The sequence below is a fragment of the Agathobacter sp. LCP21S3_B2 genome, assembly GCF_052118705.1.
Lineage (GTDB): Bacteria > Bacillota > Clostridia > Lachnospirales > Lachnospiraceae > Roseburia.
On the sequence record NZ_JBQKGQ010000001.1, the window covers coordinates 99210 to 115629 of the forward strand.

At 42.1% G+C, this 16420-nt stretch carries 15 protein-coding genes; 13 read left to right on the plus strand and 2 right to left on the minus strand.

The genetic code is table 11. The features are described 5' to 3' along the window. The first annotated feature begins 9 nt into the window (after positions 1-9). From ruvB to ACTQ1L_RS00530, 9 genes are all read left to right on the plus strand, one after another. On the plus strand, positions 10-1002 hold the full coding sequence (gene ruvB, locus ACTQ1L_RS00490; protein ID WP_055061600.1) for a Holliday junction branch migration DNA helicase RuvB: 993 nt from the start codon (positions 10-12) through the stop codon (positions 1000-1002). Between the two features lie 104 nt (positions 1003-1106). Then, positions 1107-1580: a cell division protein ZapA gene (locus tag ACTQ1L_RS00495; RefSeq protein ID WP_321111687.1), complete on the plus strand. Its 474-nt coding sequence runs from the start codon at positions 1107-1109 to the stop codon at positions 1578-1580. 88 nt (positions 1581-1668) lie between these two features. Beyond that, the gene (locus ACTQ1L_RS00500) at positions 1669-3795 is read left to right on the plus strand and encodes a peptidase U32 family protein (RefSeq protein ID WP_441365061.1); all 2127 of its coding nucleotides are present in this window, start codon (positions 1669-1671) and stop codon (positions 3793-3795) included. Between the two features lies 1 nt (position 3796). Further along, positions 3797-5254: an FtsW/RodA/SpoVE family cell cycle protein gene (locus tag ACTQ1L_RS00505; RefSeq protein ID WP_441365062.1), complete on the plus strand. Its 1458-nt coding sequence runs from the start codon at positions 3797-3799 to the stop codon at positions 5252-5254. Then, complete coding sequence (locus tag ACTQ1L_RS00510; RefSeq protein WP_441365184.1) at positions 5139-6647, plus strand: peptidoglycan D,D-transpeptidase FtsI family protein; 1509 nt, start codon at positions 5139-5141, stop codon at positions 6645-6647. Before ACTQ1L_RS00505 ends, ACTQ1L_RS00510 begins: the two co-directional genes overlap by 116 nt. 114 nt (positions 6648-6761) lie before the next feature. Further along, positions 6762-7214: an NUDIX hydrolase gene (locus ACTQ1L_RS00515; protein ID WP_015516318.1), complete on the plus strand. Its 453-nt coding sequence runs from the start codon at positions 6762-6764 to the stop codon at positions 7212-7214. Positions 7215-7259: 45 nt separating this feature from the next. Further along, complete coding sequence (locus ACTQ1L_RS00520) at positions 7260-7580, plus strand: hypothetical protein (protein ID WP_441365063.1); 321 nt, start codon at positions 7260-7262, stop codon at positions 7578-7580. Between the two features lie 4 nt (positions 7581-7584). Further along, positions 7585-8505 (plus strand): hypothetical protein, encoded by a 921-nt coding sequence (locus ACTQ1L_RS00525; protein WP_441365064.1) that lies wholly within the window; start codon positions 7585-7587, stop codon positions 8503-8505. Between the two features lie 12 nt (positions 8506-8517). Further along, positions 8518-8913, plus strand: a complete 396-nt coding sequence (locus ACTQ1L_RS00530) for a GerW family sporulation protein (RefSeq protein WP_441365065.1) — start codon at positions 8518-8520, stop codon at positions 8911-8913. 75 nt (positions 8914-8988) lie between these two features. Here ACTQ1L_RS00530 and rpmB read toward each other — a convergent pair whose 3' ends face one another. Continuing rightward, positions 8989-9174, minus strand: a complete 186-nt coding sequence (gene rpmB / locus ACTQ1L_RS00535; RefSeq protein ID WP_015516322.1) for a 50S ribosomal protein L28 — start codon at positions 9172-9174, stop codon at positions 8989-8991. A 174-nt stretch (positions 9175-9348) separates the two neighbouring features. On the opposite strand from rpmB, the gene ACTQ1L_RS00540 reads away from it, so the two are divergent. Genes ACTQ1L_RS00540 through recG form a run of 3 tightly spaced genes read left to right on the plus strand, consistent with a single transcriptional unit; the run spans position 9349 to position 13535 of the window. Then, positions 9349-9708 (plus strand): Asp23/Gls24 family envelope stress response protein, encoded by a 360-nt coding sequence (locus ACTQ1L_RS00540; protein WP_015516323.1) that lies wholly within the window; start codon positions 9349-9351, stop codon positions 9706-9708. A gap of 15 nt (positions 9709-9723) precedes the next feature. After that, on the plus strand, positions 9724-11421 hold the full coding sequence (locus ACTQ1L_RS00545; RefSeq protein ID WP_441365066.1) for a DAK2 domain-containing protein: 1698 nt from the start codon (positions 9724-9726) through the stop codon (positions 11419-11421). A gap of 47 nt (positions 11422-11468) precedes the next feature. Then, positions 11469-13535 (plus strand): ATP-dependent DNA helicase RecG, encoded by a 2067-nt coding sequence (gene recG, locus ACTQ1L_RS00550; protein WP_441365067.1) that lies wholly within the window; start codon positions 11469-11471, stop codon positions 13533-13535. Positions 13536-13646: 111 nt separating this feature from the next. Here recG and ACTQ1L_RS00555 read toward each other — a convergent pair whose 3' ends face one another. Continuing rightward, positions 13647-15389 (minus strand): Rqc2 family fibronectin-binding protein, encoded by a 1743-nt coding sequence (locus ACTQ1L_RS00555; protein WP_441365068.1) that lies wholly within the window; start codon positions 15387-15389, stop codon positions 13647-13649. Positions 15390-15528: 139 nt separating this feature from the next. On the opposite strand from ACTQ1L_RS00555, the gene ACTQ1L_RS00560 reads away from it, so the two are divergent. Then, entirely contained in the window at positions 15529-16407 is an 879-nt protein-coding gene (locus ACTQ1L_RS00560; protein WP_441365069.1) for a YicC/YloC family endoribonuclease, read from the plus strand. The last annotated feature ends 13 nt before the right edge of the window (positions 16408-16420 follow it).

Consider the following 16420-nt stretch of genomic DNA (forward strand, 5'->3'; position numbering starts at 1 on the left):
GAACAAAACGTGAAAAGAGTAATTTCCACACAATTGCAGGAAGAGGACATAAAAATAGAAAAATCCCTGCGTCCTATGTATTTTGATGACTATATCGGTCAGCAGAAGATAAAGGACAATTTAAAAATATATATTGAAGCTGCAAAATCAAGGGGCGAGGCGCTCGATCATGTGCTGTTTTACGGACCTCCGGGGCTTGGAAAGACAACACTTGCAGGAATCATTGCAAATGAGATGGGTACAAAGATAAAGGTGACCTCCGGTCCTGCAATAGGTAAGCCGGGAGAGATGGCTGCCATACTCAACGGACTTTCTGAGGGAGATATACTGTTTGTCGATGAGATTCACAGACTAAACCGTCAGGTGGAGGAGGTACTCTATCCTGCTATGGAGGATTACGCCATTGATATCATGATTGGTAAGGGCGAGTCTGCAAAGTCAATCAGATTTAACCTGCCAAAATTCACACTTGTAGGTGCAACAACGAGGGCGGGTATGCTCTCGGCACCTTTACGCGACAGGTTTGGTGTGGTAAATCACATGGAGTTTTACACTGTCGATGAGCTAAAGCATATTATCGTCAATTCCGCAAAGGTGCTTGGAGTAGAGATAGATGACAAGGGAGCCTATGAGATGGCGCGTCGTTCAAGGGGTACCCCAAGACTTGCAAACAGATTGCTAAAGCGTGTCAGGGATTTTGCGCAGGTTAAGTATGACGGCAAAATCACCTATGATGTGGCAAGCTTTGCACTGGATCTTTTGGAAGTGGACAAGTACGGACTTGATTTAAACGACAGAAATATACTTCTCACCATCATTGACAAGTTTGCGGGAGGACCGGTAGGTCTTGATACGCTTGCAGCGGCAATAGGTGAGGATGCCGGAACCATTGAGGATGTTTACGAGCCGTATCTTGTGAAGAACGGCTTTATAAACCGCACACCAAAGGGACGTGTGGCGACAGACCTTGCCTTTGAGCATTTTGAGAGAAAAAGGGCTTAAAGTTGCAATTTATATCTATAAGGCATATAATAATTAAGTATTTGATATTGAAATTGATATTAATATAGCTGGTTTGAATAAATGTGAAAACGGAGGATGATTAAATGTCTGCAAAAACAAATGCCGAGGTGGTAATAGACGGAAAGGTTTACACACTGTCAGGATATGAGAATGAGGAATACTTACAGAAGGTTGCGGCATACATCAACAACAAGATTGCAGAGTTTGATGATATGGATGAGTATAAGTATCTTCCGGGCAATATGAAGAGCACACTTATCGAGCTCAATATTGCGGATGATTATTTCAAGGCAAAGGCACTTGTCGAAAAGCTCGAGGGTGATATAGAGAATAAGGATAAGGAAATATACGATTTAAAGCATGATTTAATTTCCAATCAGGTAAAGACCGAGAATGCCGAGGCGAGCATGAAGGAGCTTGAGGCACAAAACAAAGAGCTTTTACTCAACAAGGCGAGACTTGAGGCAACGCTTGAGGAGTCACTTCTTGATGGAAAAAAGCCTGTTAAAAAATCTGCACATGCTTCTAAAGGGGCAAATGACAGTAGCGATAAATAGCAATAAAAGGGGAACAGTTATCGTACACTGTTCCCTATTTTATTGCAGGTTTATATGATATCAAATGAGCATCTATATGAGGAAATATATGAGAAATAAAGATTTTGAACTTCTTGCACCGGCAGGTAACCTTGAGATATTTAAGGGCGTGATAGAAAGCGGCGCCGATGCTGTGTATGTGGGCGGAAGCATGTTTGGAGCCAGGGCATATGCCAATAATTTCACAGAAGAGGAGCTTTTAGAGGCAATTGATTTTGCGCATTTACGAGGAGTAAAGGTGTATCTGACGGTCAATACGCTGATTAAAAACAGTGAGTTTTCAAAGCTCTACGACTACCTGCTTGTGTACTACAAAAGAGGGCTTGATGCAGTGATAGTGCAGGATATTGGAGTGGTGAAGGCTATCCATGAGTATTTTCCGTCAATGGAGATACATACGAGTACACAGATGACGGTGACTGGAGCAGACGGAGTGCGTTTTCTTTCACAGTTTGGAGTGACGCGTGTGGTCATGGCAAGGGAGGTTTCTCTTGCCGAGATGAAGCGCATACATGAGGAAACCGGCATGGAGCTTGAAGCCTTTGTGCACGGTGCATTGTGCTATTCGTATTCAGGGCAGTGCCTTTTCAGCAGTATTTTAGGTGGCAGAAGCGGAAACAGAGGCCGCTGTGCACAGCCGTGCAGACTTCCGTATACCGTGGAGGGCAAAAAGGATGAATACATTTTAAGCCTTAAGGATATGTGTGGTATAAAGGCTCTTGACAAGCTGCATGATGCAGGTGTTTATTCGCTCAAGATTGAGGGCCGTATGAAGCAGCTTGAGTATGCATGCGGAGTGGTAAAATACTACAGAAGCTATATCGACAGTATGAAGCCTGTTACCGATGCAGATTATGACAGGATAAAGGCACTTGGAAACCGCTGTGGCTTTACAGACAGGTATTATTTCGACCACAATGGCTCTGATATGGTGACTTATGTGAAGTCTAATTTTGTTTCAAATGCTGCAGAGCCTTCGCCTGAAAAAAGAAAGCTTTCGATAGAGGGAGAGCTTGTTTTAAGAGAGGGAGAGCCAGGAAGCCTCACTGTAAAAAGAGGTGATGTGACATACAAAGCCTCAATAGAACCTGTCAGCGCCGCACTTAAGGCACCGCTTGATAAAAAAGCCGCTATCGACAGGATAAACAAAACCGGTGATACAGGCTTTGCGTTTTCACATATTAAAGCTCAAATCGGAGAAAACGTCTTTGTGCCAAACGGAGCACTAAACAAGCTGCGCCGTGATGCAATTTCAGGGCTTTGTGATAAGCTGTTGAAAAAGTATTACAGGAATGATGCACGATACACTGATATGTCAGGACTTACAGCACTTCCTGAGCATGTCGTAAAAAGTGATGCAGCACATGAAGATGGAGCTGTAAATGCAAAGGATTACACCACCATATGCTCGTGTATGACACGCGCGCAGCTTGATACACTTATTGGCTATGAATGCTTTGATGTATTTTATCTGGATTTTGACATGTATGACAGGAAGACTCTGATACAGCAGTTTGCAGATGATGTGAAAAGCCTTACAAAGCGAAATAAAAAAGTGTATCTCATGCTGCCTACGATATTCAGGGCGGATTCATCGGATTATTTTGTATCTATTGCAAAAGAGCTTGATAAGGTAAGCTTCGAGGGCTTTGTTGTGAAAAATTACGAGGAGCTTTATCTGACAGAAAATCTGTTTACAGAGAAAAAAGTTATTTTAGACCACAATATGTATACCTTTAATGATGTTTCAAAGAGTGCTTTTTTTGAGCACGGAGTAAGTGGTGACACAGTGCCGCTTGAGCTCAATTCAAAGGAGATTATGCATAGAAACAATATAGGCTCGCAGATGATAGTCTATGGATATTATCCGCTTATGACCACCGCCAACTGTGTGCACAAAAACACAAAGGGCTGTGATAAAAAGCAAAAGCTTATATATTTAAAGGACAGATACAATAAATCCTTTGCAGTTTGTAACAACTGTAAGGAGTGCTATAATACAATATATAATTCACTGCCTACCATGCTCACAAAGAACATAATTAAGCTTAAGGAGGCAGGTATCAGAAGTTTTAGATACAGCTTTACAATCGAGACTCCAAAGCAGATTAAGGCGGTTATGGATGATAAGGTAGCCGAATATACAAACGGACATTACAAAAGAGGAGTAGAATAATATGGTACATCTGATAGTACAGCTTTCCAAGTATATTATGATAATACTTTTTCTCATATATACTTTTTTATGCTTTCATTTATTCAAGTATCCCGACAAGCCGAAAAAGCAGAAGCATATATATAATCTGCAAAGATTTTATATGTTTCTGATTCATTTAGATGGTTTTTTGGTGCTCTTTGTCACGACAATGGATACAAAGATAATAGGCTTTTATATAGCACAGCTTGTGCTTTTTGAATCAATTTACCTGATTTATCATAAGTTTTATAAGAATGCCTCAGAGCTTGTGCTAAACAACATGGTGATGATGCTTTGCATAAGCATGATTATTTTAACAAGAATTTCGTTCGACAAGGCATTAAGGCAGTTTGTTTTTGTACTTGCCGGAACGATATTTGCGTTTTTTATACCGCTTATCATGCAAAAGGGCACGATGTTTCGAAAACTGACATGGACATATGCAGGAGTAGGAATAGTTGGTCTTTTGTCAGTGCTTGTGGTAGGAGTGGCGAGCAGAGGAGCAAAGCTTTCTTTGACATTTGGTCCTGTTTCAATTCAGCCATCGGAGTTTGTAAAGATACTTTTTGTGTTTTTTATAGCATCCATGCTGTATAAATCAACTGATTTAAAGCAGCTTGCCATAACAAGTGGCATATCGGCAGTGTTTGTACTGATACTTGTTGCATCAAACGACCTCGGTGGAGCACTTTTGTATTTCTTTACATATCTGGTCATGATTTATGTTGCGACAAAAAGGTTTTATATTTTTGCTGGAGGTCTTGCATTTGTTGGGCTTGGAATGTACGCAGGCTATCATCTGTTTTCACATGTGAAAAACAGAATTGTTGCATGGCTTGACCCTCTTTCTGTCATAGACAAGGCCGGCTATCAGGTGTGTCAGTCGCTCTTTGCCATAGGTACAGGCGGACTGTTTGGCTTTGGACTGGGACAGGGACTGCCGAATAAGATACCTATTGTGTCAAAGGACTTTATCATAGCGGCTATCTCAGAGGAGATGGGCGGTATATTTGCCATCTGCCTCATCATGGTTTGTGTCAGCTGCTTTCTTATGATATTTAATCTTTCCATGCAGATGAAGGATGCGTTTTACAAGTATGTAGCGCTTGGGCTTGGCAGTGTGTATGCGCTTCAGGTGCTTTTAACTGTCGGCGGCTCAACCAAGTTTATACCGATGACCGGTGTGACGCTGCCGCTTGTGAGCTACGGTGGCAGCTCGCTTCTATCTACGATGATTATTTTTGGAATGATACAGGGCATGTATATTATGCAGGCAGCCCCTGAAAAAAGGAGAAATATAGATGACAAGAGACGAAAGGACCATGAGACAAAAAACAGACAAAAGCAGACAGCTAAAGAGCCAGGGGCGCAGGGCAGTCAACAGAGAAGGAGAAAACCGGCAGCAGGCGGCAAAAACAGCACGAAGACACAGAAATAGAGAGTATGCGGTTGTTACATATTTTTTCCTTATAGTTTTTGTTGGATTGATAGGTTATTTCTTATATTTCCAGTTTGTAAAAAGCGACGAATTCATCAACAGTCCATACAATTCGCTGCAGGATCTTTTCTCTAAGAACGTAGTGAGGGGCGAGATACAGACTAAGGATGGACATGTCATAGCACGGACAAAGGTCAGCTCGGATGCGTCTGAGACAAGGGAATACCCTGACGGCAGGGTGTTTGCGCATGTGGCGGGCTTTGCCGTAAATGGTAAGGCAGGACTTGAAAAGCAGGAGAATTTCTCATTGCTTCGCTCACATGAGTTTTTCCTTGACCAGATAGTAAATGATATAAGCGGTAAGAAAAATACCGGTGATAATGTAATAACCACACTGGATTACGAAGCACAGGCGGCTGCATATAATGCACTTGACGACTATGAAGGTGCTGTCATTGCAATTGAGCCGAAAACAGGAAAGATTGCAGTTATGGTGTCAAAGCCTGATTATGACCCAAATACCATCGTAAGTGACTGGGAGAGCGTAAACGGTGAGGGCAGCACTTCTCTTTACAACAGGGCAACACAGGGACAGTATGCTCCAGGCTCAGTGTTTAAGATTTTTACAGCACTTGAGTATTATAACGAAAATCCGTCTACATACAACGACTATAGCTTTGATTGTGACGGCAGTATTACAAAGGATGGCTTTACAATCCACTGCGCCGGCAATAAATCACACGGACAGGAGGACTTAACAAAGTCGTTTGCAAAGTCATGCAACTCGTCCTTTTCCAATATAGGTCTTTTGGTGGACAACAATAAGCTTAATACCTTGTGTGACGATATGCTTTTCAACAAGAATCTGCCTATAGCCTTTGATTCTAAAAAGAGCAGGTTTGCACTGGATAACAATGCTTCGTCAGCTCTGACCATGCAGACCACGATAGGTCAGGGAAACACGCTTGTTTCACCGCTTCACATGTGCATGATTGCCGGTGCAATCTGCAATGATGGAAATCTGATGAGGCCATATCTGGTAGACCATACGGAAAATGCTAGCGGGGCGCTTGTGGAGCAGAATAAACCGGCTTCATACAAGCAGATTATGTCAAAGGATCAGGCAACTTTTCTTCAGAATCTTATGGCAGCAGTGGTATCTGATGGAACAGGCGCAAAGCTAAGCAATCAGAGCTATGAGGCCTTTGGAAAGACCGGAACTGCCCAGGTATCAGATTCTACAGACCAGACCAATGCATGGTTTGTGGGCTATGGAAAAAAGGATGGCTACAATGATCTGGCAATAGCAGTAATTGTGGAGGATTCGGGTGCCGGAAGCACATATGCGGTGCCGGTGGCAAAAAAAGTATTTGATAAATATTTCAATGAATAGGCTTGTTGCACTTTTTTTAGAAGTAGGTTATACTTAAGTGTAATGACAGACGTTATCGTTCAGATTTCGCTTGAACTGACAGATAGCGTTTAAACCACACTTGGAGGAATGGTAATGATAGAAGCAACGAGCTGTGGCGGTGTGGTAATCTTTCGTGGCAAAATATTACTCTTATACAAGAACTACAGGAACAGGTACGAAGGGTGGGTACTGCCCAAGGGAACTGTGGAGTCTGATGAAGAGTACAAGGACACTGCAATCCGTGAAGTGAAAGAGGAGACTGGTGCCAGTGCAACGATAATCCAATACGTGGGTAAGAGCCACTATTCTTTTACCGTGCCACATGATACAGTGGAAAAGGATGTACACTGGTATCTTATGATGGGCGAAAGTTATTATAGTAAACCGCAAAGAGAAGAGTATTTCATGGATTCAGGGTTTTACAAGTATCACGAGGCATATCATCTGCTCAAGTTTGCAAATGAGAAGCAGATACTTGAGAAGGCTTACAATGAGTACCTGGATTTAAAGAAAAGCAACTTATGGGGGACACACAAGTATTATTAGTATTATTAAAAAGCAGTTTTAAAAACTGCTTTTTGAGGTTTTGGAATGAAATGGTATGAGGATTTATTTGTAGGAGAGTCTGTTACCGGAAAGATAAAGAAAATCAAGTGGAAGATAGAGCATAATGCCGACATGCTTCACACATACATCATCACGTTTCCGTCAAATGAGGAAAATCTTTTGGATATCATTCCGACAAGAGAATTGCTGCAAAAGGGATATCCTAAGAAGAATCTGCACATAATCGCAGTAGCGGACAATTATGATGAGGCACTTTTGCTGGCCTGTGATATTGTTAAGGAGACATACGAAAATACAGGTAAAACAGATGTGAAGAGCTATTTAAAGAGCAAACGGAGGAAATAGATAGATGATATTTACGATTTTAAAGGTCATAGGCATCATACTCCTTGTAGTGCTTGCTCTTATACTTACAGCGCTGCTTTGCGTACTGTTTGTGCCGGTCAAGTACAGAGCTGTCGGAAGCTTTGACAATACAGACATAAGAGCAAAAGCACATGTGTCATGGCTTTTTCATTTGTTTGCATTGCATATAGAGTATGCACAGGAGACTGACGGATATATAAGGCTTGCTTTTGTGAAGAAGAAGCTGTTTGATAATTATGAGGCTTTGGATGATGACGATATGGATGAGGCAGCTAAAACTGAAACAGAAGATAAAGTCAGTGAAAACACCGCAGATGAGTCTAAAATACCGGCAGAAGAGTCAGAACATGTCGCAGATGAACAGACAGAGAATGAAAGCACAGCACAGACTCATAACGGGCAAAGGACAGTAAATGATGAGAATCAGCATATAAAACAACAAACTAAGCTCACTCATCAAAAAACGTATAAAAAGCGAAACAAAAAGCCACCCAAAAAGTCACATAAAAAGCAATTTAAAGATAAGTCAGAAAAAATAAAAACCGGTATCGATAAGCTAAAAAGAGAATACAGTGATGAGAGAAATAAAGCTGCTTTTTTACATCTGAAAAAAGAGCTTTTTATCATTCTTAAAAGAATATGCCCAAGGAGGCTTAAGCTTACAATGGTTTATTCAACCGGCTCGCCGGATACAACAGGCATTTCATTAGGTATTTTAGCATGTTTTCCTGTCGGCTATACAAACAGATGGCGGATTACACCTGATTTCGAGAGTGAAAATCCATATGCAAAGGGCAGTTTTGATATAAAGGGGCATGTGATAGTAATAAGTATTTTAGCGGCAACACTTAGAATTTTATTTGATAAAAACTGCCGCAGATTATATAATAGGATAAGCAGATAGGAGGAAGATATTATGGCAGATAATAGTTTCAATAACACAGTGGAGTCACTTTTTAAGGGGATGGACAGCTTTATCACTACAAAGACTGTAGTCGGTGATGCGATTCATATAGGGGATACAATCATACTTCCGCTTGTGGATGTGTCGTTTGGAGTGGCAGCAGGAGCATTTTCGGCAGAAAAGAAAAATAACGGAGCCGGCGGTATGGGCGGAAAGATTCAGCCAAGTGCAGTGCTCGTTATCCAGAATGGACAGACGAAGCTTGTCAATGTAAAGAATCAGGACGGCATGATAAAGATACTTGATATGGTGCCGGACATTGTAAGCCGCTTCTCAAAGGGGAAAAATGATGACCTTAATCTCGACGATGTAAAGGTAGACGAGGCAGAGGACGACAAGCAGGATTAATTTCATATATGTGAGCAAATAAAAAGGACATCCAAACGGATGTCCTTTAAAATTCAAAAGATTCAAAAATAAAGACTAAGCTCTCTCAACTTTGCCAGATCTTAAACATGAAGTACATACATATAACTTCTGTGGAACTCCATTGACCTTGCAAGAAACCTTCTTAATGTTTGACTTCCAAACATGATTTGATCTTCTATGAGAATGGCTGACATTATTTCCATAATGAACACCTTTTTCACAAATTGCACATTTTGCCATGATATTGCACCTCCTTGCATTTCACTAAGCTTACCATACTCTTAAGCTCACAACAAATGTATTCTATCAGATTAAAATAAAGAATGCAAGGATAAAATATAAAAATATTTGCTTTTTGTGAAAAAAAAGGTATAATAACATTAGCTACGTCACAATATGATGGAGGTATATATTATGAAGGGACAGATGGATACCCAATATGGACAGATTTTAATTGATACAGATGTTATTGCAACCTATGCAGGCTCTGTAGCTGTAGAGTGCTTTGGAATAGTGGGCATGGCAGCGGTCAACATGAAGGATGGTCTTGTAAAGCTTTTAAAGAGAGATTACCTGAACCATGGAATAAATGTAAAGGTAGATGAGAACAACGAAATTACCATTGATTTTCATGTAATAGTAGCGTATGGTATTTCAATCGGCACTGTTTCGGACAATCTTATCGAGACGGTTAAGTACAAGGTTGAGTCATTTACAGGAATGAAAATTGCAAAGATCAATATTTACGTTGAGGGCGTAAGGGTAATTGATTAAGGAGGACTACAAAAAGTGGAGATCACAAGCATTAATTCAAAGCTCCTTGCAAGGATGTTTCTTGCGGGAGCCAAGAATCTTGATTCAAAGAAAGACTGGATAAATGAGCTGAATGTATTCCCGGTACCGGATGGTGATACCGGAACAAATATGACAATGACAATCATGTCTGCGGCCAAGGAGGTCAGCTCGCTCACAGAGCCTACCATGGCCGAGCTTGCAAAGGCTATTTCATCAGGCTCTTTAAGAGGCGCCAGAGGAAACTCGGGTGTTATCTTATCACAGCTTTTCAGAGGCTTCTGCAAGGTTATAAAGGAATACGATGAGATAGATGTCACTATTCTTTGTGAGGCATGCCAGAAGGCGGTTGAGACAGCTTACAAGGCAGTTATGAAGCCAAAGGAGGGAACTATCCTTACAGTGGCAAAGGGCGCAGCAGAAAAGGCTCTGGAGCTGTCAGACGAAACAGAGGATGTTGTCACATTTGTTGAAGAGGTTATAAAGCAGGCTGAGTATGTGCTTGACCAGACACCGGAGATGCTTCCTGTATTAAAGCAGGCAGGTGTTGTGGATTCGGGCGGACAGGGACTTGTTCAGGTATTAAAGGGAGCATATGATGCCCTTATCGGCAAGGAGATTGATTATACAATAGAGGGCGCACCAACAGGAGCAGCTCCTGCAAAGATTTCGGCTGAGACAGAGGCAGAGATTAAGTTTGGTTATTGCACAGAGTTTATTATTGTACTCAATGCGCCAATGTCAGACAATGAGGAGCACGCATACAAGGCATTCCTCGAGTCAATCGGTGACTCTATAGTCGTTGTAGCTGACGATGAGATCGTAAAGACTCACGTACATACAAACGACCCTGGACTTGCACTGCAGAAGGCGCTTACCTTCGGCTCGCTCAGCAAGATAAAGATCGACAATATGCGTGAGGAACATCAGGAAAAGCTCATCAAGGATTCACAGAAGCTTGCAGCACAGCAGAAGGCTGAGGAAGAGGCTTATGAAGCTGCTCAGGCTGATGAAAAGACAAATAACATGCCTGCAAAGGAAATGGGCTTTGTATCTGTTTCAATCGGAGAAGGCATGAATGAGGTGTTTAGAGGCCTTGGAGTGGACTATCTCATAGAGGGTGGTCAGACCATGAACCCTAGCACAGAGGATATGCTCAACGCTATCGAGCATGTAAATGCAAAGACAGTATTTATCCTGCCAAACAACAAGAATATCATCATGGCTGCAAACCAGGCAGTAGACCTTGTTGAGGATAAACAGATTATTGTTATCCCTACAAAGACTATCCCACAGGGTATCACAGCGCTTGTAAATTATATACCTGACCACAGTGTCGAGGAGAATAAAGAGCAGATGATGGCTGAGATAGAAAATGTCAAGACAGGACAGGTGACATATGCAGTCCGCGATACTGAGATTGACGGAAAAACCATCAAGCAGAACGACTTTATGGGAATCGGAGACAAGAGCATCCTTTCTGTTGGAACAGACTTAATGGCTACCACACTTGAGATGGTAGATGCCATGGTAGATGAGGATTCAGCGATTGTCAGCATCTATTTCGGAAGTGATTCTGATGAGGACTCAGCTAATGAGCTTGCGGCAACAATCGAAGAGAAATATCCTGATGTAGAGGTTGAGGTCAACGAGGGCGGACAGCCAATCTACTATTATGTTATTTCTGTAGAGTAAAGCCTTTTAAAGAATATAAAAGATATTTATTATATTTAGGAGCAAATATGGATATAGCTTCACCGATTACCTCGGTTAAGGGAATCGGGGAAAAAACACAAAAAGCATTTGCTAAAATGGGAGTATACACCGTTGGTGATATACTCCTTCATTTTCCCCGGGATTATGTAAAGTTTCCGGAAATAACGGATATTGATGAACTGAATAATGTAAACGTAAGCAGCACCTATGCCATTCATGCTGTGATTAAAAAGGCATCTGTAGTGAAAAATACAGCGAGAATGCAGATTACATTGCAGGATATCGGCTCGCCCGGGCATATGATACAGCTGGTATGGTATCGTATGCCATACCTTAAGGCACAGCTTGTGCAGGGGAGACATCTTATATTTTACGGACATATTAAGCCAAAGGGTGGCAGATATGTCATGGAGCAGCCTGTGGTGTATGAGGTGCAAAAGTATGAGGCTATACGCGATACACTGCAGCCTGTGTATTCCGTGACAAGCGGTGTGACAAACAATCTGATAGTGAAGACGATAAAGGAGACTCTGTCACATGATACATTGCTGTCAGATTACCTGCCTAAGGATATAAGGCACAGGTACGGCTTTTGCGAGTATAATTATGCCATGAAGCAGATACATTTCCCTGATGACTTTGACGCTCTTGTGGAGGCAAGAAGACGGCTTGTTTTTGATGAGTTTTTTCTATTTATCATGGGCATGCGGTATCAGAATAAAAAGCAGCAGAAGGACAAAAATGAGTTTGAGTTTACGGATGATGCTTTTATAGACGGACTGATTGATAAGCTTCCGTATGAGCTGACAGGCGCGCAGAAGAAGACAATAGATGAGATAAAGCAGGATATTAAAAGTCCTTATGTGATGCAAAGGCTTATTCAGGGTGATGTGGGCTCAGGAAAGACGATTGTTGCTTTTCTTCTTATGGCGTGGGCGTCAAAATGTGGCTATCAGTCTGCCATAATGGCTCCGACGGAGGTGCTTGCAAACCAGCATTATGAGACGTTTTGCTCACTGGTTGGTCAGTTTGGACTTGACAGTCCTGTTGTGCTTCTTACCGGCTCCATGACGGCAAAGCAGAAAAGAGAAGCCTATGTGCGCCTTGAAAACGAGAAAAATGCGCTTATTATAGGCACTCATGCGCTCATACAGGAGAAAGCGGATTTTTCCAATCTGTCGCTTGTTATCACAGATGAGCAGCACAGATTTGGCGTGAAGCAGAGAGAGAGCTTATCAGATAAGGGTAGAAAGCCACATATACTTGTGATGAGTGCCACTCCGATACCGCGTACGTTAGCAATAATCATATACGGTGATATGGATATCTCTGTCATAAATGAGGTGCCGGCAAAGAGGCTTCCAGTCAAGAACTGTGTGGTTGGCACTGCATTCAGGCCAAAGGCCTACAGCTTTATTGCTGAGCAGGTGAGAGCCGGTCATCAGGCGTATGTTATATGCCCTCTTGTGGAGGAAACCGAAAACTTGGAAGGGGAAAATGTCACAGACTATGCAAATGTGCTTAAAGCGGCATTACCAAAGGATATCACGGTAGATGTGCTTAACGGCAGGATGAAGAGCAAGGCAAAGGATGAGGTGATGCAGCGCTTTGCAAATAATGAGTCGCAGGTGCTTGTGTCCACAACAGTCGTGGAGGTTGGTGTAAATGTGCCCAATGCAACTGTCATGATGATAGAAAATGCAGACAGGTTTGGACTTGCACAGCTTCATCAGCTAAGAGGCCGTGTAGGCAGGGGGGATGCACAGTCGTATTGCATTTTCATCAATTCGTCAAATTCAAAGAAATCAAAAAAACGTCTGGAGATACTAAATAAATCAAATGATGGCTTTTATATAGCAAGTGAGGATTTAAAGCTCAGAGGTCCCGGGGATTTCTTTGGAATCAGGCAGAGTGGAGACCTTGCGTTTGCACTTGCGGATGTGTATCAGGACAGCGATGTGCTAAAGGAAGCATCTGAGATGGTGGATGAGGTGCTTGAAGCAGACCCGGCGCTTTGTACAGCGGAAAACAGAATACTGAAAAAGAAAATGGACGAATTTGCAAAAGAACAGTTAAAGAGGATGAATCTGTGATGAGCTTAAATGGCTAAAATAAAAGCTGATATAGCATGCATGACTATGCATGTGTATATCAGCTTTTTACTTTAAGCGTTTTGGAATGGTTATGAAATAAGTATAATCTGCTTACTCAATCTGCCTGATATCGGATATATCCGGGTGAATCGTGAGAGAGTAGTTTGTGTAATACACGACAAAGCCGGCTGCGGCACCGTTTGGCTTTTTGACATTTTTCTTTTGCAGATAGTCTATCTCTACCTTGTCGGCATTTTTGCCCTTTGAGTAGTAGCCTGCGAGCTTACCGGCCTCCTCAAAGGTGCTGTCCGGCAGCTCTTTGTTTTCGGCTTTTACGATGACATGTGAGCCGGGCATGCCCTTGGCATGGAACCACCAGTCGTTTCCGGTTGCCAGCTTGAAGGTGAGCTCATCGTTCTGGTAGTTGTTTTTGCCAACGTACATATCAAAGCCGTCTGATGAGATATAGTGGAAGGGTTTGCTCTTTACCTTCTGTTTCTTTGAACCCTTTCCTTTTTTGATAAAACCGTATTCTATCAGCTCATCCTTTATCTGGACGAGGTCGTCAGCGCTTAAAGCGATATCCAGTGAATTCTGAATTGATTCGAGATGGTCTATCTGACCTTTTGTTTCAAGAATCAGCTCGTTCAATGCTTCGGCAGTACGTTTCATCTTTCCGTATTTGTCAAAGTATTTCTGCGCGTTCTCGGCAGGAGTTTTTGTGTTGTCGATAGGGATTTTGATGATTTTGTTGTCATCATAATAGTTTGCAGCTTCAAGAAACTTGTCGTCCGGTGTAAGTCCGTAGCCGAATGCGTTGATAAGCTCGCCGTACACCTTGTACTTTTCGCGTTTTTCGGAGTCCTTAAGCTGCTTCATCTGCAGGGAATATTTCTTCTGGTTTCGTTCCAGGAGGGTATTTACGTGTTTTCTCAGGTCGGCTGACTTCTGGCGTATACGTGTATAGGTGTTTCTCTCAGAGTAGTAAAGCTCTAAAACCTCTGATATAGATTCATATTTTGTGACCGTTAAATCGCTATACTGAGTCAGCTCTATTGAAGAAAATTCCTTTGGTTCATTGCCGTCACGCACGATATTCGGCGTAAAACGATTATTTTTTATGTCCTCCATCATCCATGTGAAGTTGCTTCCCAGGTGCAAAAGCTCATCGTGTGAGTAGGCAGCTACAGGGGAGTCCGCGTCAAGGCCTGCCCGGTGAGCCAGCTCATTTGCCACAAGGGGGCTGATGCCGGAAAAGGATGAGTAGATAGCCTTTGAAACAGTAAGCGGCTTTGCTGATATAATATCCACAAACTGTTTCGAATCTACAGTCAGAGGATTATATTTATCCTCCTGTGTCGCGGGGATGGTGTAGGCTCTGCCCGGAAGCACTTCACGCACAGAGCTTACGGATGCGGGAATACGCTTGGCACTGTCTATTATCGTACCATCGGAGTCGGTAAAGATGATGTTTGAATATTTGCCCATCAGCTCGATAATAAGCACCTTGTGGCATAGATCGCCCATCTCGTTTAAGTGCTCGATTTCAAAGTTTATGATACGCTCCATGCCCGGCTGGTAAATCTTTGTGATGCGTCCGTTTGCTATATGCTTTCTTAAAACCATGCAAAATGTAGGGGCAGTGAGAGGGCTTACCTTATTTTTGGGTGTCAGGTAGATGAATGGAAGTGATGCACTTGCAGACATCGAAAGCCTGAACGAGCCGTTTGGTCCCTTTAGGGTAAGAAGCAGCTCATCTGCCTCAGGTTCTGCGATTTTACTGATTTTTGAGTTTAGTATCGTGCTGTTTAGCTCTGCAACTATATTTGAAATGACTATTCCGTCTAAAGCCATGATGTTCCTCCTTATTTCCTGTAAATATTCTAAATTGCTGAATATTTATAATCATGAATATTTATATTATAATATATTTGACGAAAATCTCAAGGAGTTATATAATAAACTCATCTATGCATATGCGAAAGGAAAAATTATGATTAAAAGTATGACCGGCTTTGGCAGATACGAGTACGCAGATGCAAGCCGTAAGATTACAGTTGAGGTAAAATCTGTAAATCACAGATATCTGGATGTCAATATCAAGATGCCTAAAAAGCTCAATTTCTTCGAGAGTGCAATAAGGACTCTGCTTAAGGAGTACATAGAGCGTGGCAAGGTTGATATTTATATCACATATGAGGATTTTACAGAAAATAATCTCTCATTGCAGTATAATAAGGCTCTCGCGGGAGAATATCTTAAGTACCTGAATCAGATGGCGGAGGAATTCGGACTGGAGAATGATATAAGAGTGAGCACGCTGTCGAGATATCCAGAGGTATTTGCGATGGAGGAGCAGCCTGTAGATGAGGATGAGCTGTGGAGCTGTCTTGAGAAGGCTCTTCGCGGTGCATTTGAGCCATTTGTTGAAAGCCGCGTGCGCGAGGGAGAAAATCTTAAAAAAGACCTTTGCGAAAAGCTCGATAATATGGTATCATATGTTGATTTCATTGAGGAGCGTTCGCCACAGATTATTGTCGAATACCGTGCGCGTCTTGAGGAAAAACTAAGAGAGCTGCTTGCAGACAATCAGCTTGATGATTCAAGAATAGCCCAGGAGGTCACTATTTTTGCGGACAAGATCTGTGTGGATGAGGAGACAGTCAGGCTCAAAAGCCATATCATTTCCATGAAGGATTCGCTAAATGCCGGTGGCAGTGTGGGAAGAAAGCTTGATTTCCTCGCACAGGAGATGAACCGTGAGGCGAATACCATCCTTTCAAAGTCCAATGATCTTAAGATTTCTGACACAGGCATCAGTCTTAAAACTGATATAGAAAAGGTCAGGGAACAGATTCAAAATATTGAGTAATTTTAGGAGATTG